This is a genomic window from Gordonia sp. 'Campus', assembly GCF_022206305.1.
Classification (GTDB): domain Bacteria; phylum Actinomycetota; class Actinomycetes; order Mycobacteriales; family Mycobacteriaceae; genus Gordonia.
The window spans coordinates 1-20,329 of record NZ_JAKOIW010000012.1 but is presented as its reverse complement, the minus strand read 5'-3'; the positions used below and the strand labels follow the sequence as shown (position 1 = coordinate 20,329).

The window sequence follows — 20,329 nt, the reverse complement described above, 5'->3', positions numbered from 1 at the left end:
TGATCGCAGAAAGAACACACAATGACTGACACCACACTGCCGCCCGCCGGAGGCGAAGGCGATCGCATCGAACCTGTCGATCTCGGGCAGGAGATGCAGAAGAGCTACATCGACTACGCCATGAGCGTGATCGTGGGGCGAGCGCTCCCCGAGGTGCGCGACGGCCTCAAGCCGGTGCACCGCCGCCTGCTGTACGCATCCTTCGACGCGGGTTTCCGGCCGGACCGCAGCTATGTGAAGTCGGCGAAACCCGTTGCGGAGACGATGGGTAACTACCACCCGCACGGCGACACCGCGATCTACGACGCCCTCGTCCGACTCGCCCAGCCGTGGTCGATGCGCTACCCCCTCATCGACGGGCAGGGCAACTTCGGCTCGCGCGGCAACGACGGTGCGGCCGCGATGCGGTACACCGAGGCGCGCCTCACGCCGCTCGCCATGGAGATGTTGCGTGACATCACCGAGGAGACAGTCGATTTCGTCCCCAACTACGACGGCAAGACCAACGAGCCGACGGTGTTGCCGTCGCGCATCCCGAACCTGCTGATCAACGGTTCCGGCGGTATCGCGGTCGGCATGGCGACCAACATGCCTCCGCACAACCTCAATGAGGTCGCCGATGCGGTGTTCTGGGCACTGGAGAACCACGACGCCGACGACGAGACCACCCTCGCCGCCTGCATGGAGTGCATCAAGGGCCCCGATTTCCCCACGGCCGGACTGATCGTCGGCAGCCAGGGCATCAAGGACGCCTACACGACCGGGCGCGGCAGCATCCGGATGCGCAGCGTCGTCGACATCGAGGAGAACAAGGGATCCACCACGCTGGTGGTCACCGAGTTGCCGTACCAGGTCAACCCGGACAACCTGATCCAGTCGATCGCCGAGCAGGTCAACGAGGGAAAGCTCAAGGGCATCAGTCGGATCGAGGATCAGTCCTCGGACCGCGTCGGTATGCGCATCGTGGTGACCCTGCGTCGTGACGCGGTCGCCAAGGTGGTCCTGAACAACCTCTACAAGCACAGCCAGCTGCAGACCAGCTTCGGCGCCAACATGCTGTCCATCGTCGACGGCGTGCCGCGCACACTGCGTCTCGACCAGATGATCCGCTACTACGTGGCGCACCAGATCGACGTCATCGTGCGTCGCACGCGGTACCGGTTGCGCAAGGCCGAGGAACGCGCCCACATCCTGCGCGGTCTCGTGAAAGCCCTTGACGCGCTTGACGAGGTGATCGCCCTGATCCGTCGGTCGGCGAACACCGAGACCGCACGCACCGGCCTGATCGACCTCCTCGACATCGACGAGATCCAGGCCGACGCGATCCTCGCGATGCAGCTCCGCCGACTGTCCGCACTGGAGCGGCAGAAGATCGTCGACGAACTCGCCGAGATCGAACTCGAGATCGCCGACTACAAGGACATCCTCGACCGGCCCGAGCGTCAGCGGGCCATCGTGCGCGACGAACTCAAGGAGGTCGTCGACAAGTACGGCGACGAGCGTCGGACCAAGATCATCGCGGCCGACGGCGACGTCAGCGACGAAGACCTCATCGCTCGCGAGGACGTGGTCGTCACGATCACCGAGACCGGTTACGCCAAGCGCACCAAGACCGACCTCTACCGCAGCCAGCGACGCGGCGGCAAGGGCGTCCAGGGTGCCGGCCTCAAGCAGGACGACATCGTCAAGCACTTCTTCGTGTGCTCGACCCACGACTGGATCCTGTTCTTCACCACCAAGGGTCGCGTCTACCGGGCCAAGGCGTACGAACTGCCCGAGGCCAACCGCACCGCCCGCGGACAGCACGTCGCCAACCTCCTCGCCTTCCAGCCGGAGGAACGGATCGCACAGGTCATCCAGCTCAAGACCTACGAGGACGCCCCGTATCTCGTGCTGGCCACCCGCAACGGCCTGGTGAAGAAGTCGCGCCTGGTGGACTTCGACTCCAACCGCTCCGGAGGCATCGCCGCGATCAACCTCCGTGGCGAGGACGAGCTCGTCGGCGCCCAATTGTGCAGTGCCGACGACGATCTGCTGCTCGTGTCCCAGAAGGGACAGTCGATCCGCTTCCACGCCGACGACGAGGCGCTGCGTCCGATGGGCCGGCAGACCTCCGGCGTGCAGGGCATGCGCTTCAACACCGACGACACCCTGTTGTCGCTCAACGTCGTCCGCGACGGCACCTATCTCCTGGTGGCGACCTCCGGCGGTTACGCCAAGCGGACGGGCATGGACGACTACCCGGTCCAGGGGCGCGGCGGCAAGGGTGTGCTGACCATCGCCCACGATCGCCGGCGCGGTGAACTGATCGGTGCGCTCATCGTCGACGACGACTCCGAGCTGTACGCGATCACGTCCGGCGGTGGAGTCATCCGCACCACCGCGAAGTCGGTGCGCAAGGCCGGCCGGCAGACCAAGGGCGTGCGTCTGATGAACATCGACGAGGGCACGACGGTCATCGCCATCGCCCGCAACGCCGACGAGCCGGACGAGACCGAGGTCTCGTCGTAGGCGATAGGGTGAGCATCACTGTTTCTCGACCAGTCGGTGACGGTGACCGTCCACCCGGACGACCCGTCGAGCCGACGCCGATCGAGGCAAAAGTCAGTGACGCCTGAGTGAGGGAATGCCTGTGAGCACACCGAACGAGCCGCAACAGGACCAGAACGGGCGCCCGGCCGGAGGACCGGCGGGCCCCGGAACTGGGACCCCGAGCGGGGGACTGGTGCCGCCCTGGCAGCGTGGGCCGGCCGACAACGGGTCGGCCGCGCCGACCGAGTCGTTCGCACGCGACGACCAAGGCCGGTCCGGGCCGCAGGAGAACGGTGGCGGCCCGGGTCCGCAGGACAATCGTGGCGGCCCGCCGCAGGAGAATCGTGGCGGCCCGCCGCCGCGCGGGGTCGTCACCAACAGCGGAACCGCCGCCGCCAGCATGAGCGGTCAGCAGGCACCGGTGACCAAGCTGGACAACCCGCGCCGACCCGGCGGGGCGACGGCCACCGAGGAGCCGGGCTTCGTGGAATCGCCGACGAGCACGATCGACCGCGGGCACCTGCCCGACAGTGATCTGCCCGACCTCGACCAGATCCACCACACCGCCGATCTCAAGCGTTCGCCCGAGACACCGCAGACGCCCGCAGCAGCCCCTGCGAAGGCGTCGCCGCGGTCGGCCCCGCGTCAGGTACTCGCCGCGGGAACAGCACTGCGGGCGTCGGTCCAGGTCCGTCGGATCGATCCGTGGGCGACGTTCAAGATCGCGGCCGTGCTGTCGGTGGTCGGATTCTTCATCTGGATGATCTCCGTCGCCGTGCTGTACCTGATCCTCGACGGCATGGGTGTGTGGGACCAGGTCAACAACAGCTTCGGAACGCTCGTCGCCGACGAATCGAGCGCGAGTGGTGACGTCATCGGCGCCGGTACCGTCTTCGGCGCAGCGGCGCTCCTGGGGGCCATCAACGCCATCCTGCTGACAGCCCTCGCGACCATCGGCAGCTACATCTACAACATCTGCGCCGACCTCGTCGGCGGGGCCGAGGTGACTCTCGCGGACCTCGACTGAACCACGCCCCTGACCAGCCGTTTTGTTGGTTGGGGCTTCAGTCGGGTAATCTCACTCCTCGGTTCAAGGGCCTATAGCTCAGGCGGTTAGAGCGCTTCGCTGATAACGAAGAGGTCGGAGGTTCAAGTCCTCCTAGGCCCACTGCGACAGATGTTTTCGGACATCGGAATTCGCATCCCGCCGAACCGATCCGGTACGGCACGGGGCCTTAGCTCAGTTGGTAGAGCGCTGCCTTTGCAAGGCAGATGTCAGGAGTTCGAATCTCCTAGGCTCCACCACTTTCACCGAAGGCGACGACGCGGCTCGACTAGCTGCTCGTCGCCTTCGGCGTCTCTACGATCGTCGACAGTCATTCCAGCCGCACAGCCGGCCGGTCACCATGTGGACCGAAGAGATGCAGGATCTCGACGGGGCTGTCGTCGGCCGGGCCGAACCAGTGCGGAGTGATGGGATCGAACTGGGCCGTCTCGCCGGGTTCCAGGACGTGCTCGGCGTCGGCGAGAAGTAGGCGCAGTCGCCCGGCGAGCACATAGAGCCAGGCGTGCCCCTCATGGGTGACGAGGTGCGGCTCGCGTGGGCCGAGGACGTGCTTGAACGCCCGTACCCGCCCCGGGTAGCCGGTGAGTGGCACGATGACACCCCCGGACGCCACCGACCTCGGTTCGAGATGCACTCGAGGATCACCCGTGGGCGGTGCGTCGACGAGTTGATCGAGCGAGACCCGATACACCTTCGCGAGGGGGAGCAGGACGTCGAGCGTCGGCTGCCGATTCCCGGTCTCCACCCGGGAGAGTGTGCTGATGGACAGTCCCGACTCCTCGGCGACAGCGGTCAGCGTGAGCGCCCGCGCGAGGCGGAGCATGCGAAGACGTGGACCGATCGCGCTGATCAGCTCGGTCAGGTCCGCGGTCATGGCGTCATCTTTGCAGATCCTGCAAAAGCACTCGCCGTTCGTGATCGTGGTCCCAGAGCATGGTCTCCATGGGTAGAGGGAACGACGCGCACGACGTCGGAATGGACATATCGACCGAGAAGCGGCGAATCCTGCTCCTCGGTGGGCGCGGTGCGGTGGGCACCGTCGTCGCCCGGGAGCTGGTGGACGCCGGCCATGTCGTGACCGCGACGAGTCGCACGGCGACCGGTGACGCCCGGATCGATCTCCGTGGCGACCTGACGGAACTTCACCGCCTCGCAGCGCGACACGACGTCGTCATCAACGCTTCCGGGATCGAACGTCCGGAGCTCGCCACCGCCACCGGACCCACGCCACTGGTCGACATCTCGGCATCGGGGGCCTACCTCGACGCCTTGCGTACGGCGACGATCGGACCAGTCGTTCTGGGGGCAGGCCTCGCGCCCGGGCTCAGCACGATCCTGGCCGCTGCGCTCGACTCGCACACCGGCGATGACATCGATGTGCTCGTGATGCTCGGGGCGGGCGAGAAGCACGGCCCGGCGGCGGTCGCCTGGACGGTCGGTCTGGTCGGCACCGATGTCCACCACCCGCCCGAAGGGCGGCCGGTGCGCAACCTCGGTGAGACCCGGCGCGCCAAAGGATCTGACGGACGCACCAGGCGCTATCTACGCGCGGACTTCCCCGATCATGTCCTGCTCGACGACAAGCCCGGGGCGATTCGCTCGTATCTCACCCTCACCTCCGCACCGATGACCGCGGCGTTGGGTCTGATCGGTCGGGTGCCGGTGTTGCGAAGCACCCTGACGTGGGTGCCTCCTCTTGGGTCCGACGCCTGGCACGTCATCGCCGAGAACCGCCGGTCCGGTGAACGTCGACACGCATGCGGTACAGGACAGTCCGAGGCGACAGGTCGGTTGACGGCGCTGGCCGCCATCCGCGCTGCGACAGAGCTGCGCGATTCGTCGTGGCGGACTGCGGTGACGATGGCCGATCTCGTCTCGCTCGACGACGCGCTCGCGGTCCTCTGACCACGGACATGATTAGACCGCGACGTACTCCACGAACGAGACCCCGGAGTCGAACTCCCGGGTGCTCACACGATCGAACCGTCGAGGCGCGTAGGTCCCGGGGGCGATGAGCGGGATACCGGCACCGAACAGCACGGGTTGACGCTTGAGCACGAACCGGTCGATCTCACCGATCAGCTGGCCGGCGAGACGTCCCCCGCCGCACAACCAGATGTCTTTGCCCTCCGCACCTTTCAACTCGGTGACGACGTCGATGGGGTCGCGCTCGGTGAACGTCACCCCGTCGGCCGGATCGTGGGGGCGGTGGGTGAACACGTACTGGTCCAGATGCTGGTACGGACTCACGATGTCGGGCAGACCGGCCGCATAGGTGTCGGCACCCATCAGGACCGTGTCGAATCGGTCGCCGCGTGGGACGACTCCCAGCGCGGCGGCGAAATGCGTCGGGAGCGTGTCGGAGTAGTCCTTGTTGATCGCCTCCATGTGGTCGCCCTCGAACAGGAAGGCGTCGTACTGGCCCGCAGGTCCCGCTATGTAGCCGTCGAGGCTGACGGCCACGTAGTACACGAGTTCACGCATATGACGATCTCCAATCACTTCAGATGTAGTGATTGAGAAACTACATCACATGTAGTGGTTGCGCTATCGTTCATCCGTGGCCCGGAACGAGGAGCGCCGACGCGCGATTGCCGATGCAGGTCTTGCGGTCCTCGCCGCCTCCGGTGCACGCGGACTCACCCACCGCGCCGTCGACCGAACTGCCGAAGTCCCGGCGGGTACGACGACGAACTACTTCCGTAGCCGGTCCGCGTTGTGGAAAGGGCTGGTCGAGCGCATCTACGAGCGTCTGGCGCCCAGTGAGTCCTTCATCGCGGAACGGGCCGGTCGCGAACCCACGCGGGAACTGTTCGCCGAGTACCTCCGCAACATCGTGCAGCGGCTCATGGACAACCGGGAGGTCACCATCGCGCTGATCGAACTCCGGCTCGAAGGGATGCGGCGCCCCGAGGTCGGGGAGATCATCGTCGAATGGCGTCGTACCGGGTTCGCCGGGGACGTGGCCTTCAACGAGCAGGCCGGCCTGCCGGGAACCGCGCGGGAGATAGCCCTTTTCCACTTCGCGGTCGACGGCCTCCTGCTGGACCAGCTGACCGGGCCCCTGCTGCCGGACGAACCCGTCGACGACATCGTGCGAACCCTCGCCGACCGGCTGCTACCGGACTGACGCAGCCGACTGGCCCGCTACCGTGGATCCGTGGACGGCGACCTACTGGACGGACGCTACGAGCTCCGGGGGATCCTCGGCCGTGGAGGCATGGCGGTCGTCCACGACGGTTGGGACCGCACGCTGCACCGACCCGTGGCGATCAAGCTGTTGCGCCTGGGAAGCGAGTCCGCGCCGACCGATCAGGACCGCTTCGCCGGGGAGGCGCGAGCCGCTGCCGCGCTCAACCACCCCAACATCGTGGCCGTGTACGACTACGGCGACCACGGAGGCACCCCGTACATCGTCATGGAGCGCCTCAGCGGCGCCACGGCTCAAGATCTGATGGCCGCGGGACCCCTGCCGCCTCGGCAGGTGAGGTCTCTCGTCGACGACGTTCTCGCTGCGCTTGCCGCGGCGCACGCCGCCGGAGTCCTCCACCGCGACGTCAAGCCGGCGAACCTGCTGGTTGCCGACGACCGGGTCAAGGTCGCCGATCTCGGCATCGCCAAGACCGCAGGCATGGCACACACCGCGACGGGTGACGTCGTCGGCACCATCGGTTACCTGAGTCCTCACCGCGTACTCGGCCGGGCTGCCACGCCGGCCGACGATCTCTACGCTGTCGCGGTGGTCGCCTACGAGGCACTGACCGGGCACCGGGCCTACGGTCAGGACAATCCCGCTGCCGTCGCCTACGCGATCCTGCACGCGCCACCTCCGCCGCTGGTACAGATCCGACCCGACCTTCCGTCCGAACTGCGCGAGACGATCGACCGGGCGATGAGACCGGGGCAGGACGATCCGCCCTTTCCGACCGCGGCGTCCATGATGGCGGCGCTGCGGACTCCTGACCCCGCAGCCGCCATTCCTCCTGTAGTGCCGTCGAACTCGACCGACTCGCGTCCCACCGCGGCGATGACCGCCCCGTTGGCGACGCAAGCGAACCTCGCGCCACCCGCGGGCTTGCAACCGATGGGGAATCCATCACGGCCGTCGCGTCGCACCTCGCTGGCGCTGCTCGGCGGTGTGGTCGCGCTCCTGGCGGTCGTGCTCGTCGCCATCGCGCTGGTGACGAACTCCACGGGCGACGACGGACCGGCTCCGGCGACCGACGCACCGGCGTCGACCCCGGCAGCCGAATCCACGCTGGCCACCACCGTGCCACCTCCGGTGACAGGGGTCGACACCCCGGCTCAGATCCCGCAGCCCACCGTCGAACAACCCGCACCCGCTCCCGCAGGCGGCGGCGATGACCGCGGCAACCCCGGACGGGGCGGGGGAAACGGCAACGGGGGAAACGGCAACGGTGGAAACGGGAACAGCGGAAACGGCAACGGAAAACCGAAGCCGGACAAGAACTGACGAGCTCGGCGACACGCCCACACAATCCGCTCACGCTCATCGAAAAAGGGTGAGCGCGAACGGAAGTGGTGAGCGGTGGACGGTCAGGACTTGTCGCGCTCCAGATGCGCATACCGTCGGCGGAACTTCTCGACCCGGCCGGCGACGTCGGGGATCGTGTTGACGCCGGTGTAGAACGGGTGCGAATCACTGGTCACATCGACGGTGATGAGCGGGTAGACGTTGCCGTCGGACCACGTCACGGTGGCCGACGACGTGGCGGTCGAGCGCGTCAGGAACTCCTTGCCGGTGGAACCGTCGCGGATGACGACGGGGTGGTAGTCGGGATGAATGCCCTTTTTCATGGATCGGCCTTCCGGTTGATGGTGAGCGGTGTGTCGTCAGTTGTCGCGGGGGTCGGGGGAGTCGATGCCGCGCACCGCGTCCACCGTCGGCTCGGTGAGCTCGAGGTCGTCGCACGGGTCCGCGTGGGACTCCCCGAACGGGTCGTCGAAGGTGGACCAGAACTGTTGTCCAGCAGCGAATTCGACCTCGTTCAGGCAGGCCGACCGGAGCGCTTCCTCGATCTCGGCGGGATCGCCGGAGTGAACGAGCGCGACGATCGAGGTGTGCCGGTCGCCGAAGGTCTCGTCCCACCGCAGCGCGCCCATGGCCCGCCGCTCGGCCGGCACCCGCGCCAACTCGTCCTCGGCCATCGCCGCGAGCCAGGGACCGCCGTGCGCCACGCGCAGGCCGCCTCCCGCGGACTCCAACCACAGCGCCTCGTCCGGTTGCGTGGCCACCCAGAGCCGCCCGCGTGAACAGACGACACCGTCGAGCAGCGCGTCGATCGCGTCGTGGAAGCGACCGGGGTGAAACGGACGGTCGCTGGCGAACTCGACCCACGAGACCCCGCAGTCGGAGTCGAGCGGTGGCTCACCCGGCAACAGCGGATCGTGTGGGTCGTCGACGCGACCGCGCCGTCCGTTCGGGCGCACCGCTGCCAGGAGTTGCTCGGCGAGTACAGATGTCACCGGGCGCCGGGGGAGCTCGAACATCATCGGGACATTCGGCGCCAACCGTTTGAGGACCGCCACGAGGCGCGCCGACTGCCACGCATCGCGGAACGTGGGATCACACGCCGCGACGATCAGGGCGTCGGCGAAGGCCACCTGACCGACGGCGACCTGCGCCAGGGTGCGGTCGTCGTCCAGCGCGATGTGGCCACCCTCCGCGAGCGACAGGTCACCGGTCGCGGAGGTCAACCAATCATCCTCTGCCACACAGGCGATGGTGGCGTCGACGCGTACCTCGGTCGATGCCGGGCCGTCGTCGAAGCCGGGCATGTCCGAGACGATGACGTTGTCGATCGACCAGGCGACCTGCTCGGGTTCCAGGATCGGGTCGAGGGTCAGGACGATCCGGTGCACCGAGGGCCGGCGATGGAGGCGGCGGAGCAGGGGGAGCAGATCCTCACGCAGCGTGCAGGAGATGCATCCGTGGGCGAGTTCGACGATGCAGACGTCGTGGTGGCTCCGACCATCGGTGCCGCGCCAGCTCAGCGTGCGGACGACGCGGCCATCCTCGACCTGCGTGAGGTCGTGATGCACCTGCACGCTGCCTCCGCGGATGCCGCCGGCCTCGAGTGCGTCGCCCACGCGGTGGACCGATGACGCGTCGAGTCCGGTGACCAGATGACTGGCGTCCGACCGTCGATGGTGTTGTCCGGACGGTACGCGGGTCCCTCGTCGATCACGACCACCCTCCGTTCTATTGGGAATGATTTCCATTTGAGCTCCGTCAACGGTACCGTGGCCGTTCAGTTAATGCCAATCATTGTCGATAAGGAGGGCAGCATGTCCAGGAGGTGCCAGGTCACCGGCCGGCAACCGGGGTTCGGAAAACAGGTGTCGCATTCGCACAAGCGGACGTCGCGCCGGTGGGACCCGAACATCCAGCGGCGCCGCTACTACGTGCCGAGTGAGGGTCGCTATGTGACGTTGCGAGTCAGCGCCAAGGGGATCTCCACCATCGACAAGCACGGGATCGAATCGGTCCTCCGCACGATCCGTGCTCGCGGAGAGAAGGTCTGATGGCGCGCAACGAGATCCGGCCGATCATCAAGCTGCGCTCGACCGCGGGCACCGGATACACCTACGTCACCCGCAAGAACCGGCGGAACGACCCAGACCGCATGGTGCTCCGCAAATACGACCCCATCGCCCGCGCCCACGTAGATTTCAAGGAGGACCGCTGATGGCCAAGAAGTCGAAGATCGCCCGCAACGAGCAACGACGTGAGGTGGTCGCGCGCTACGCCGACATCCGCGCCGAACTCAAGCGCGCCATCGCGTCACCGGAGTCGACCCCAGAGCAGCGAGCGGAAGCACAGCTGCGCTTACAGCGGTTGCCGCGCAACGCGAGTCCGACCCGACTGCGCAACCGAGATGCCGTCGACGGACGTCCTCGGGGGTACATCGGGAAGGCCGGGCTGTCGCGCGTACGGTTCCGCGAGATGGCTCACCGCGGTGAGCTGCCGGGCATCCAGAAGTCCAGCTGGTGAGCTCGAACAACCGGAGCAGGGAGTAGACATGGCCAACCGGAAGATCCGCCGACGCGACGAAGAGCCGTCGAAGCGCAAACGTAATCTGCTTGCCGCACAGGGTATTCGCGTCGACGGACGCAACCCCGTCGACTACAAGGACGTGGCACTGCTGCGGCAGTTCCTGTCGGACAAGGGCCGTATCCGGAGCCGGCGGCTCACGGGCTTGTCACCGCAGGAGCAGCGACAGGTCGCGACCGCCATCCGCAACGCACGGGAGATGGCGTTGCTGCCCTACGACTCCCGACACTGACGTCACCGACCCCGGACAGCACAACGCCCGCTCCGCGAGGAGCGGGCGTTGCTGTCCGACGACAGGTTACTTGGAACCCTGGGGTACGTTTTCCAGCCGGTCGAGGAGGGTGCGCGCCAGCGACTCCGACGACGCGGGGTTCTGCCCGGTCAACAGGTTGCCGTCGGCTTCGACATGCACCGACCACGGTTCGCCGAGCGTGACCTTGAAGCCCGCCTGGGTGAGTCGGTCCTGGAGCAGCCACGGCGCCTTGTCGGCCAGACCGGCCTGTTCTTCCTCCGCATTGCTGAAGCCGGTGACGGTTCGGCCCGCGAACTTGTTGACGCCGTCGTCGTCGGTCGCGGCCAGCAGGATCGCGGGTCCGTGACACACCACCCCGAGGGGCAGCTTGGCATCGTCGGCCGCGATCAACAGAGCACCGGCATCGGCGTCGACGGCCAGGTCCTCCATCGGACCGTGGCCGCCCGGGACGAACACCGCGTCGTAGTCGGCGATGCGGACGTCCGACAGCGCGATCGGCTTCGCCAGCTCGGGTGCGGTCTCGACGACGTGACGGATCTCGGCTGCCCGCTCGGGCGTGCCGATGCTGTCCACGCTCAGGCTGCCCTCGTCGACGGGCGGACGGACACCGCCCGGCGTCGCGACCGTCACCTGATACCCGGCCGCACGGAACACCTCGAGAGGTGCGACGGCCTCCTCGGCCCAGAACCCGGTCTTGTGGCCCGACCCGTCGTTGAGCGTCCAGGTGTCGGCGCCGGTCATGATGAAGAGAATGTTTCGAGTCATGCTGCTGTTCTCCTTCTTTCGGCGGCGGTGATCCGATCGGACCGACCGCCTCGAGATGGTCTGTTCAGCCGAGATGCGCTGTTCGGCCGAGATGCGCTGTCCAGCACTGCCGTCCGGTCACGCGAGTCCGGTGAGTTCCGCCGAGCGCTTCCACAACCCGTCGATCAGCCCCTGGTTCTTGGCCTGGGGATTCTCGAGGCCGTTGGCCTTGTGCCGACTGAAATACACGCCGTTGAGTGAGGGATCCGCCCCACGTTCGGCGAGGGCGATGAGGGGAGCGGCGCCCTGGTCGGGAGTGATGGTGACCAATTTGGTCAGCGGTGAGCGGTAGGCGAGTCCGACGAATCGTGAGTCACGGCCGAAACTCGTTGCAGCAGGACCCGGATGCACTGCGGCGGAATAGATCTTGTCGCCGATCCACCGTTTTGCGATGCCGCGCGTGAACATGATGTTCATCAGCTTGCCCGAGCCGTACGGCCGCATGAACAGCGCTTTGCGCTTCTTGTAGTCGAGGTCGTCGAGGTCGACGTCGCCGGCGAGGTTGCCGACGCTGGACGTGTTCAACACCAGCGACCCGTCGGCCGCGACGAGACGGTCGCGGACGAGGTGGGTGAGCAGGAACGGGGCCAGATGATTGATCTGGAAGTTCGGCTCGTGACCGTCATGGGTCCGTTGCTTGTGGTCGAAGGTGCCGCCCGCGTTGTTCATCAGCACGTCGATGCGGCCGACCGCGGAGTTGATGGCGTCGGCGAGATCGCGCACCTCGGAGAGCCGGGAGAAGTCGGCCGTGAACTGCTGGGCGCCGGTGTCGGCCGCCACGGGTGCGAGCTTCTTCGCGGACCGGCCGACGACGACGAGCTCGGTGTCGGGGCCTGCGAGTTCGCGTGCGGCGATGGCGCCGATACCGTCACTGGCACCGGTGATGACGATCGTCCGCTTCTGTCCTGCCGGTTGATCACTGGCCATCGGTGGTGCCCTCCGATCCGCCGACCGCGTGACCCTCGTCGGTGTGGTCCGCCGGTGGTTGTGCGCCGTCGTAGGAGGCCTTGTCTTCCCGGATGCGTTCGGTCTCGCCGATCTCGGTGTCCCCCGCGGTGGGCAGAGCCGAGGACGGTCCGCGCTCCTCGTCGGGGTCGCTCCGCATGTCCGGGTCGGTTCTCACCTCGTCGTCGGTCGTGGTCCACGTGGGTTCGTTACTGGGATCTTCGTTGTCCGGCATGTCTCCACCATGCCCGAAACAGGCGCATCTGACACCCGGCCGATCAGACCGGGTCGCTGGATCCCGAGGACTCTTCCAACCGTGTGCGGGCGATCTCCGCAGCCGACGTCCCCAGGGTCATCCACAGCGAGGCCAGGTCGTCGGCGAGTTGCTCCCGGGTCACCCGCAGAGCTCCCTCCGCCCAGGACAGGATCGCCTGCGCGGTGCCGCCGATGACGAATGCCGGCGCGGTCTGCGCGAGCGAGTCGGCCTCGAGGCGGACGTCGTGGATGGTGCGCGCGTGGTCGATCAGCACCTCGGTCAGGCCTTCGATGGCGTCGGTGCGCCGTGCGTCGACCGCCGCGGTACCGGCCGCGCCGCCGAGCAGGACGCGGGCCTTGCGACGGTCGGTACCGAGCACACCGATGATGGCGTCGACGGCGAGTCGTGCCTGTTCGGGCTGAGGCCGTTGCAGCGCAGCCACATACGCGACGACGGCCGCCTCCGTGACCTCTGCGGAGATGTCGTCGATCACCGCCCTCGCCAACGCGTCCAGATCGTCGAAACTCTCGTAGAAGTAGCGCTTGTTGAGCTGCGCCTCGACGCACAGGCTCGCCACGGTCGCCGACCGCCACCGGCTCTCGGACATCGCGGTGATGGCGACGTCGACGAGGGCGGCCCGCCGTCGCGCGGTCCGTTCGGGCGCGGACCGACCCCCATAGCTGCGGTCCGGGCTCGTGGTCTTCACCCGTTCATCTTGGCATCGACCCTTCTCGCCGCGTCGTTGACAGGGCATCGGCGAATCTGGCACAGTGCCGTACCAGTACGAAGTGGTACCAGAAAGTACCTGATTCGGTACGACGAGCCGGCAGTGTCGGCCGACCGTTGCACCGGCGCGGGACCGAACACACCTCGGAGGGCAACCCATGAGTGCGGAATTGAGAGACACGGCCGCCGTCGGCTACGACCCGAGTGAGACGGCCCTCGGCGTACTGGCCGAGTTGCGGGCCCTCGCCGAACACAGCCCGGGACGCGCGCGCATCGACACCTGGGACTTCGTCCGGGAGCTCGGCGACCGGCAGGATCGCGACTCGTTGTCGTTGCTGTTCGGCGCCGGTACCGAACCGGAGAATCTCGACGGCAAGCTCGAGGGCCTGATCGTGGGCAAGCTCTTCGGCATCCCGGAGGCCCGGCTGGCGAACCCGCTCATGAAGATCGACCCCACCTGGCGTGGCAAGAGCTTCGACCTCGCGGCCGGGACCGGGCTCAACCGCCTGTCGCCCATCGCGGCGGTTGTCATGCCGATCATCACCTTCGGTTACACGGGGCTTCGGCTCGTCGGTCGTGAGATGGAGGGTTTCCACTTCGATCACGGGCCGAGTCAGGGGTTGATCGAACCCCGTGTGCAGGTGCGGGCCCTCGACTACGGCGTCGCGGAGTACAAGAACCCCGGCGTCCGGACCTTTCCCATCCGCAAGACCCGGGACGAGATCGTCGAACTGGTCCCGGGTGTGTATCTCGGCCGCGCTCTGTTGCTCACCGCAGCCGGCGGTCCCCGCCTCATCGCCTATTTCGCGCTGCGCCATCCCGTGGGAAGCCCGCTGTGATCGCGCTGGCCGGCGCCCAGGTGTGCATCACCGGGGGCGCACGGGGAATCGGAGCGGCCACCGCGGCCGCGGCGGCCGAGCGCGGTGCAACGGTCTGGATCGGCGATCGCGACCTCGCCGCGGCAACCGAGACCGCGAAGTCTCTGGGACGCAGAGTGAATGCGTTGCACCTCGACGTCACGGACGAGACCTCGTTCAAGGACTTCGTCGGTACGGTCTCCGAGCGCGGGCCCATCGACATGTTCGTCAACAACGCCGGCATCCAGCACATGGGGCGTTTCGTCGATCAGGATCTGGAGGCCCTGCAGCGCGAGCTGGCCATCAACCTCGGTGCGGTCCTGACCGGGACCCACCTGGTGCTACCGGAAATGGTCCGGCGTGGACGCGGACACGTGGTCAACGTGTCGTCGATGGCGGGCAAGATCACGACGCCGGGGATCGCCACGTACAGCGCGTCGAAGTTCGGCGTCGTTGCGCTCGACCGGGCGATACGCGCGGAGCTGGCCGGCACCGGGGTGACCCTCACGACAGTGATGCCCGCGGCGACGAACACCGAGCTGACCGCCGGCGTCCGCCTGCGCCTCCAGCCGACGCTGCAACCGGAGCAGGTCGCGGCCGCCATCGTCGCCAGCGCGACACACACCCGCGGGGAGGTCACGGTGCCTCGGTACCTCGCCCCGATGGGGATCTTCGAGGAAGTGATTCCCTCGTCGATCATGTGGCGCCTCAAGCGTTTCGTCGGAGGCGCCGAGTACGGCGCGTTCGATCCGGCCCAGCGGCGCGCCTACCTCGAACGCAGTCGGACGTCGTGAACACGAGAGGAGAGCGGTCGTGACGAACCTGAATCTGGCCGACACGCTGGCCACGATCAAAGCCCGTCAGTGGATGCTGAGCGACATCGACTGGGATGCGCCAGGCGCGGATCTCATCCGCGACGACCAGCGGGACAACCTCAAGGCGTTCATGTCGGATCTCATGTGGATCGAGCATGTCGGCGCCCGCGCCTTCGCGGGGCTGGCGTTGCATGCACCGACCGAGGAACTCAAGGAGATCTACCGGTACTTCCACGCCGAAGAACAGAAGCACGCCAATGCCGAACTCGCACTGATGAAGCGGTGGAACCTCCTCGAGGAGGGGGAGATCCCGCTGCCCGGTGTGATGATCTCGCATTCGCTGGACACGATGGACAAGATGGCCGACACCGCGCCGTTCGAGTACCAGGCCACCATCATCCCGATGCTGGAGGTCGCACTCGACGGTGCGTTGTTGAAGTTCTTGACCGACGAGGTCGAGGACCCACTGCTGAAGGTCGTCCTCAACAAGATCAACGCCGACGAATCACGCCATCTCGCAGTGGGTTTCCACGTGATGGGAATGCTCTCGGGTGCACGGGCCCGGCGCACGGCGCTCGTGTTGTTCAAGCTCGCCTACAGCATGCGGGTCGTGTCCCTGCGCAGCGTCATCGCCACGCTCCCCATCATCGGGAGCATGCGTGAGGAGCTGTATGCGATGGGGCTCGACGGTGATCGACTGTCGGTTGCGATGGACCGCTATCGCAAGGCGGGCGAGCGCGATCCCCGGTTGGAGTCCAACCGGTACTACAAGATCGTCCGCGGATATTCGCGGCTGGTGATGGAGCGCCACCCGGTGTGGTCACGGGTCGAGTCGGCGATGATCGGTTACGCCCATCGGATCCCGCGTCGCAAGTGGCCGGCCCGGCCGACGTGGTCTCACGAGCTGACGTATCGGACCACCGACTGATGCCGGCGGCGGACGCGGTGCGCGACGACGACGCGGCCGGGCGCGTGTACACGGTGCTGGTGATCGGCGCCGGGTTCTCGGGCATCGGGGCCGCGATCAGGCTCCGCGAACGGGGGATCGACGACTTCGTCGTGCTCGAGCGCGGTGACGAGGTCGGCGGCACGTGGCGCGACAACGTGTATCCGGGTGTGGCGTGCGATGTTCCGTCGTTGCTCTACTCGTACTCGTTCGAACCGCGGACCTGGAGCAAGCTGTACGCCGACGGCGCCGAGATCCAGGACTACATCCTGGACGTCGTCGAGAAGCGAGACGTCCGCCGCTTCGTGAGGTTCGGTCACGATGTCTCGGCGCTGCGCTTCGGCGACGACGACGGCATCTGGCGGGTCACGACGAATCAGGGTGTGTTCCGGGCGCGGAACGTCATCGCTTCCTACGGACCGCTGGCCAACCCGGCGTTGCCTCCGATAGACGGGTTGGAGGACTTCGGGGGCGAGGTCGTCCATGCGGCACGATGGAATCCCGACCAGGACCTGACGGGCAAGACCGTTGCCGTGATCGGAACGGGATCGACAGCCGTGCAACTGATTCCGCACCTGGTGCGACAGGCGGCGAAAGTCGTTGTCTACCAGCGCACGGCCGGTTGGGTGCTGCCCCGCTACAACGTGGACACCCCACCGGCGATCGCGCGCGTGTTCGCCGCACTGCCCATTCTCCGACGACTCACCCGATCGGCGCTGTTCCGGATCACCGAGCTCAGCGCGCTCGGACTCGTGTGGAACACGGTGCTGACCTCCGTGCTCTCCCTGGCAGGCAAGATCTTCTTGCGGTCACAGGTGACGGACCCGTGGCTCCGACGCCTTCTCACCCCTGACTTCCGACCCGGGTGCAAGCGCATGCTCGTCTCCGACGACTATCTGCGCGCGCTCCAGGCCGACAACTGTCAGCTGGTGACCTGGCCGATCGCGAGAATCGGGGAGTCGGGGGTCATGACGTGCGAGGGTGTCGAGCACCGGGCGGATGTCATCATCTGCGCCACCGGTTACGAGGTCACCAAGACCTCCCCGCCGATCGAGATCACGGGTAGGGGAGGACGGTCGTTGAACGAGGAGTGGGCGCGCGGCGCGTTCGCCTACAAGAGCGTCAATGTGTCCGGATATCCCAACCTGTTCTTCACCTTCGGCCCCAACGCCGGTCCGGGTCACACTTCGGCGTTGGTCTACATGGAAGCGCAGATCGACTACGCGGTCGAGCTGATCTCGGTGATGACGAATCGGCGCCTCACCTGGCTGGATGTCGATCCACGAGCGCAGGCGGAGTTCAACTCCGAGTTGCAGGAACGGCTCGCCGGGACCACGTGGAACAGCGGTGGATGCCGCAGCTGGTATCTCACCGAAGACGGGTTCAACGCGACGATGTACCCCGGCTTCGCCACGACGTTCCGGAAGATGCTGGCCGACATCGATCTCCACGACTACGTGGCCTCGGGGGACCTCGAGCTCGCCATCACCGGCCGGGTCGGCGGGGACACCATGGACGGGCGCACCACAGACGGGGTCGATCCGAGGTGACCCTGCCCCCCGCCTCCGCCCCGGCGCGGCGCGAGCAGATGCTGACGCGGCTCACCGTCCGGCCGCTCATGCGACGACTTCCCCTGTCGCGCACAGGTGTCGCCGCTTTGCGTGCGATCGTCGCCGCGCCCAGCACCCTCGACCGGGTGGTTCCGGGTACCCGGATCGAATCGGTGCACAACGGCCCCGTTCGAGGCGAATGGGTTGCGGCACCGGGCGTTCGTCGAGACGGTCCGGTCATCCTCTACGTGCACGGCAGTGCCTTCGTGCTGCTCTCCGCACGGAGCCACCGCGCGCTGGTGTCGCGGTTGTCGGACCGCACCGGGCTGCCGGTGTTCTCGGTCGACTACCGTCTCGCGCCGGAACACCCGTTCCCGGCTGCCACCGAGGACGTCCGCGCCGCATACGATTTCGTGCTCGGACGCGGCAGCGTCGACAAGCCGGACGAGGTGATCGTCGCCGGTGATTCGGCCGGAGCGCATCTGTGCGTCGACCTGGCGCTGCAACTCGTCCGTTCCGGGTCGCGCACACCCGCGGGCCTCGTCCTCTTCTCCCCGCTGATCGATCTCACGCTGGGGCTGGCCACCGAGCAGGAGACGCTGACCCCGGATCCACTGACCACCGCGGCGGACTGTCGGCGCCTGATCGGCTTGTACGTCGGCGACACCGATCCCGCCGACCCACGGATCGCGTTCACGTTCGACGACGTCGACGGATTCCCGCCCACGTTCATCCAGACCGGGGCCAACGAGATGCTGCAGGCCGATGCGAGGCACCTGCATCGCTCGATCTCGGCGACCGGGACAGCCGGCATCTTGCAGGTGTGGCCCGGTCAGGCGCACGTGTTCCAGGCGTCGACGCGTATCCCCGAGGCGGCAGCCGCATTGCGAGCGGCCGCGACATTCATCGTCGAGGCGCTCGCGAGCACCTCGGCCGCGCAGCGAGGATGACAGGCACATGTTTCTCGATCGGTCCATCTCCAGGTCGTCCCGCGCGGTCGTCACCGGCGCGGGAAGCGGCATCGGACGGGCGTTCGCGCTCGAACTGGCTCAGCGCGGCGGGGCGGTGCTCTGTGCCGACCTCTCGCTCGACCGCGCGCGTGAGACGGTCGCGAGGGTCGAGGAGTCCGGGGGCTTCGCGCGGGCCGTCGAGTGCGATGTCGCGCGGTACGACGACGTCGAGGCATTGGCGAGCGCGGCGCAGCAGTACTTCGGCCAGAACCCCGACCTCCTCGTCAACAATGCCGGGGTCGGTGCGGGTGGTCGGAGGGTCGGCGACATCGGCCTCGACGACTGGAACTGGGTGGTGGGCATCAATTTGTTCGGCGTGATCCACGGGTGCGAGGTGTTCGCGCCGCTCCTGCGGACCCAGTCCCGGGCGGGCATCATCAACGTCGCGTCGGCGGCGGCGTTCAACTCGGCCCCGGTGATGGGGCCGTACTGCGTCAGCAAAGCCGGGGTCATGTCCCTCTCGGAGACCCTCGCCGCCGAGATGGCCGGTACCGGAATCGCGGTGACAGTGGTCTGTCCCACGTTCGTGGCGACCAACGTGGCCCGCGACGGACGGATAGCCCCCGGCCCGGCGGAGTTCGCCGCCAAGCGGGTCGAGACGGGCATGACGCCGGAGGTCGTCGTGCGGAAGGCCCTCGCCGCCAACGATCGGGGCCGCCTCTACGTGATGCCGCAGATCGACGCCAAGATCGCTTGGCGCGCCAAGCGACTGGCGCCGGCCGCGGTCACCCGCGTGATGGCGCTCGGCACCCGGGTGATGGGTGCCGACTGAATCGGGGCCGACCCGACGAACCCGTCAGGCGACGAACAGAATCCAGCCGTAGACGATCAACCCGAAGACGAAGACCCCCAGATACGCCCAGCCCACCCAGATGGCGGCGGTAGCGAAGGGGAGACCCGCTTCGCGACGTTGCCGGATCTGGGTGCGGGCGCGGTAGCCGAGCACGAGCCCGACGATGAAGGTGATCCCGAAGATCGACAGCGCCAACGCCCACAACGCGGTCCGATTGATACGCGGACCGGCACCGGACTGTGGAGCCACGTTGTCCTCCGGATTCGTGCTGGTGGATGGAACTGCGGAATACGCCTGCGTGGACGGGGTGAAACTCGTCGGAGTGTCGGTGCCCGTCGGCCGCTCCTCGACGCGGGTGGGCTCGTTGTCGGGACGGTCGGTGGGCACCCCACCGCCGGCCACTGTCAGCGTGGTGCGGGCGTCCGGCCCGGGGCCGTCCTGACCCGGTCGGGCTCCATCTGCCGGCGGACTCGGTCGGTTTCCTTGCGCGCCAACACCTTTGACGAGCGGAGGACCTGCCGGACCCGGCCGCTGCCCGGGCGGCGGACGACGACCGGGAGGTCCGGCGGGAACCGGCGGTCGCGGGCCCGGTGCGCCCGGGCCGCCCTGGGGCCGGTCTGCGACGGGACCAGCACCCCCCGGCCTGGGACCGGGAGGACCGGCGGCCGGTGCGGGACCGCCGGTGCGAGAGGGAACGGGAG

24 protein-coding genes and 2 tRNA genes are annotated in these 20,329 nt (G+C 67.4%); 17 read left to right on the top strand and 9 right to left on the bottom strand.

The annotated features are described in order from the left end of the window. Positions 1-21: 21 nt before the first annotated feature. From gyrA to MAY35_RS14050, 4 genes are all read left to right on the top strand, one after another. On the top strand, positions 22-2,511 hold the full coding sequence (gene gyrA, locus MAY35_RS14065) for a DNA gyrase subunit A (RefSeq protein ID WP_238421921.1): 2,490 nt from the start codon (positions 22-24) through the stop codon (positions 2,509-2,511). 121 nt (positions 2,512-2,632) lie between these two features. Further along, on the top strand, positions 2,633-3,559 hold the full coding sequence (locus MAY35_RS14060; protein WP_238421920.1) for a DUF3566 domain-containing protein: 927 nt from the start codon (positions 2,633-2,635) through the stop codon (positions 3,557-3,559). 67 nt (positions 3,560-3,626) lie between these two features. Next, a tRNA-Ile gene (locus MAY35_RS14055) sits at positions 3,627-3,700 on the top strand. 61 nt (positions 3,701-3,761) lie between these two features. Further along, positions 3,762-3,837 (top strand) — tRNA-Ala (locus tag MAY35_RS14050). A gap of 71 nt (positions 3,838-3,908) precedes the next feature. On the opposite strand, the gene MAY35_RS14045 is transcribed toward MAY35_RS14050, so the two are convergent. Continuing rightward, positions 3,909-4,472 carry a helix-turn-helix transcriptional regulator gene (locus tag MAY35_RS14045; protein WP_238421919.1) on the bottom strand — a complete coding sequence of 188 codons (564 nt, stop codon included), beginning with the start codon at positions 4,470-4,472 and terminating at the stop codon, positions 3,909-3,911. A gap of 68 nt (positions 4,473-4,540) precedes the next feature. On the opposite strand from MAY35_RS14045, the gene MAY35_RS14040 reads away from it, so the two are divergent. Next, complete coding sequence (locus MAY35_RS14040) at positions 4,541-5,503, top strand: NAD-dependent epimerase/dehydratase family protein (protein ID WP_238421918.1); 963 nt, start codon at positions 4,541-4,543, stop codon at positions 5,501-5,503. 12 nt (positions 5,504-5,515) lie between these two features. Here the strand turns inward: MAY35_RS14040 and MAY35_RS14035 are convergent, their stop codons facing one another. Beyond that, a complete protein-coding gene (locus MAY35_RS14035) occupies positions 5,516-6,082 on the bottom strand; it encodes a dihydrofolate reductase family protein (protein ID WP_238421917.1) in 567 nt (188 codons plus the stop codon). Between the two features lie 76 nt (positions 6,083-6,158). Here MAY35_RS14035 and MAY35_RS14030 point away from each other — a divergent pair, with 76 nt between their 5' ends. Together MAY35_RS14030 and MAY35_RS14025 are read left to right on the top strand one after the other, a co-directional pair. Beyond that, positions 6,159-6,728 (top strand): TetR/AcrR family transcriptional regulator, encoded by a 570-nt coding sequence (locus MAY35_RS14030; RefSeq protein WP_238421916.1) that lies wholly within the window; start codon positions 6,159-6,161, stop codon positions 6,726-6,728. 30 nt (positions 6,729-6,758) lie between these two features. Beyond that, on the top strand, positions 6,759-8,072 hold the full coding sequence (locus MAY35_RS14025; RefSeq protein WP_238421915.1) for a serine/threonine-protein kinase: 1,314 nt from the start codon (positions 6,759-6,761) through the stop codon (positions 8,070-8,072). 83 nt (positions 8,073-8,155) lie between these two features. On the opposite strand, the gene MAY35_RS14020 is transcribed toward MAY35_RS14025, so the two are convergent. After that, positions 8,156-8,416, bottom strand: coding sequence for a type B 50S ribosomal protein L31 (locus MAY35_RS14020; RefSeq protein WP_238421914.1), 261 nt, complete (start codon positions 8,414-8,416; stop codon positions 8,156-8,158). A gap of 36 nt (positions 8,417-8,452) precedes the next feature. Further along, on the bottom strand, positions 8,453-9,709 hold the full coding sequence (gene mrf / locus MAY35_RS14015) for a ribosome hibernation factor-recruiting GTPase MRF (protein ID WP_238421913.1): 1,257 nt from the start codon (positions 9,707-9,709) through the stop codon (positions 8,453-8,455). A 198-nt stretch (positions 9,710-9,907) separates the two neighbouring features. Here mrf and rpmB point away from each other — a divergent pair, with 198 nt between their 5' ends. The 4 genes from rpmB to rpsR are packed head-to-tail and all read left to right on the top strand — an operon-like array spanning position 9,908 to position 10,905. Then, positions 9,908-10,144, top strand: coding sequence for a 50S ribosomal protein L28 (gene rpmB, locus MAY35_RS14010; protein ID WP_238421912.1), 237 nt, complete (start codon positions 9,908-9,910; stop codon positions 10,142-10,144). Next, positions 10,144-10,308 carry a 50S ribosomal protein L33 gene (rpmG, locus tag MAY35_RS14005; RefSeq protein ID WP_074852298.1) on the top strand — a complete coding sequence of 55 codons (165 nt, stop codon included), beginning with the start codon at positions 10,144-10,146 and terminating at the stop codon, positions 10,306-10,308. Before rpmB ends, rpmG begins: the two co-directional genes overlap by 1 nt. Beyond that, positions 10,308-10,613, top strand: coding sequence for a 30S ribosomal protein S14 (gene rpsN, locus MAY35_RS14000; protein ID WP_238421911.1), 306 nt, complete (start codon positions 10,308-10,310; stop codon positions 10,611-10,613). Before rpmG ends, rpsN begins: the two co-directional genes overlap by 1 nt. Before the next feature lie 28 nt (positions 10,614-10,641). After that, positions 10,642-10,905: a 30S ribosomal protein S18 gene (rpsR, locus tag MAY35_RS13995; RefSeq protein WP_238421910.1), complete on the top strand. Its 264-nt coding sequence runs from the start codon at positions 10,642-10,644 to the stop codon at positions 10,903-10,905. Positions 10,906-10,971: 66 nt separating this feature from the next. Here the strand turns inward: rpsR and MAY35_RS13990 are convergent, their stop codons facing one another. From MAY35_RS13990 to MAY35_RS13975, 4 genes are all read right to left on the bottom strand, one after another. Then, positions 10,972-11,691, bottom strand: coding sequence for a type 1 glutamine amidotransferase domain-containing protein (locus MAY35_RS13990; RefSeq protein WP_238421909.1), 720 nt, complete (start codon positions 11,689-11,691; stop codon positions 10,972-10,974). Between the two features lie 117 nt (positions 11,692-11,808). After that, positions 11,809-12,657, bottom strand: a complete 849-nt coding sequence (locus tag MAY35_RS13985) for an SDR family NAD(P)-dependent oxidoreductase (protein ID WP_238421908.1) — start codon at positions 12,655-12,657, stop codon at positions 11,809-11,811. Then, positions 12,647-12,910: a hypothetical protein gene (locus MAY35_RS13980; protein ID WP_238421907.1), complete on the bottom strand. Its 264-nt coding sequence runs from the start codon at positions 12,908-12,910 to the stop codon at positions 12,647-12,649. The genes MAY35_RS13985 and MAY35_RS13980 overlap by 11 nt, the downstream gene beginning before the upstream one ends. 43 nt (positions 12,911-12,953) lie before the next feature. Beyond that, positions 12,954-13,637 carry a TetR/AcrR family transcriptional regulator gene (locus MAY35_RS13975; RefSeq protein WP_238421906.1) on the bottom strand — a complete coding sequence of 228 codons (684 nt, stop codon included), beginning with the start codon at positions 13,635-13,637 and terminating at the stop codon, positions 12,954-12,956. Between the two features lie 178 nt (positions 13,638-13,815). Between MAY35_RS13975 and MAY35_RS13970 the strand changes: the two genes are divergently transcribed. The 6 genes from MAY35_RS13970 to MAY35_RS13945 are packed head-to-tail and all read left to right on the top strand — an operon-like array spanning position 13,816 to position 19,607. Further along, positions 13,816-14,496 (top strand): hypothetical protein, encoded by a 681-nt coding sequence (locus tag MAY35_RS13970; RefSeq protein WP_238421905.1) that lies wholly within the window; start codon positions 13,816-13,818, stop codon positions 14,494-14,496. Beyond that, positions 14,493-15,308 (top strand): SDR family NAD(P)-dependent oxidoreductase, encoded by an 816-nt coding sequence (locus tag MAY35_RS13965; protein ID WP_238421904.1) that lies wholly within the window; start codon positions 14,493-14,495, stop codon positions 15,306-15,308. Before MAY35_RS13970 ends, MAY35_RS13965 begins: the two co-directional genes overlap by 4 nt. 19 nt (positions 15,309-15,327) lie before the next feature. After that, positions 15,328-16,257 (top strand): ferritin-like domain-containing protein, encoded by a 930-nt coding sequence (locus MAY35_RS13960; RefSeq protein ID WP_238421903.1) that lies wholly within the window; start codon positions 15,328-15,330, stop codon positions 16,255-16,257. Continuing rightward, complete coding sequence (locus tag MAY35_RS13955) at positions 16,257-17,825, top strand: NAD(P)/FAD-dependent oxidoreductase (RefSeq protein ID WP_238421902.1); 1,569 nt, start codon at positions 16,257-16,259, stop codon at positions 17,823-17,825. The genes MAY35_RS13960 and MAY35_RS13955 overlap by 1 nt, the downstream gene beginning before the upstream one ends. Beyond that, complete coding sequence (locus tag MAY35_RS13950; RefSeq protein ID WP_238421901.1) at positions 17,822-18,775, top strand: alpha/beta hydrolase; 954 nt, start codon at positions 17,822-17,824, stop codon at positions 18,773-18,775. The genes MAY35_RS13955 and MAY35_RS13950 overlap by 4 nt, the downstream gene beginning before the upstream one ends. A 7-nt stretch (positions 18,776-18,782) precedes the next feature. Further along, positions 18,783-19,607, top strand: coding sequence for an SDR family NAD(P)-dependent oxidoreductase (locus MAY35_RS13945; RefSeq protein WP_238421900.1), 825 nt, complete (start codon positions 18,783-18,785; stop codon positions 19,605-19,607). A gap of 24 nt (positions 19,608-19,631) precedes the next feature. Here MAY35_RS13945 and MAY35_RS23380 read toward each other — a convergent pair whose 3' ends face one another. Continuing rightward, positions 19,632-20,015, bottom strand: coding sequence for a DUF4190 domain-containing protein (locus MAY35_RS23380; protein WP_238421899.1), 384 nt, complete (start codon positions 20,013-20,015; stop codon positions 19,632-19,634). Positions 20,016-20,329: the final 314 nt, after the last annotated feature.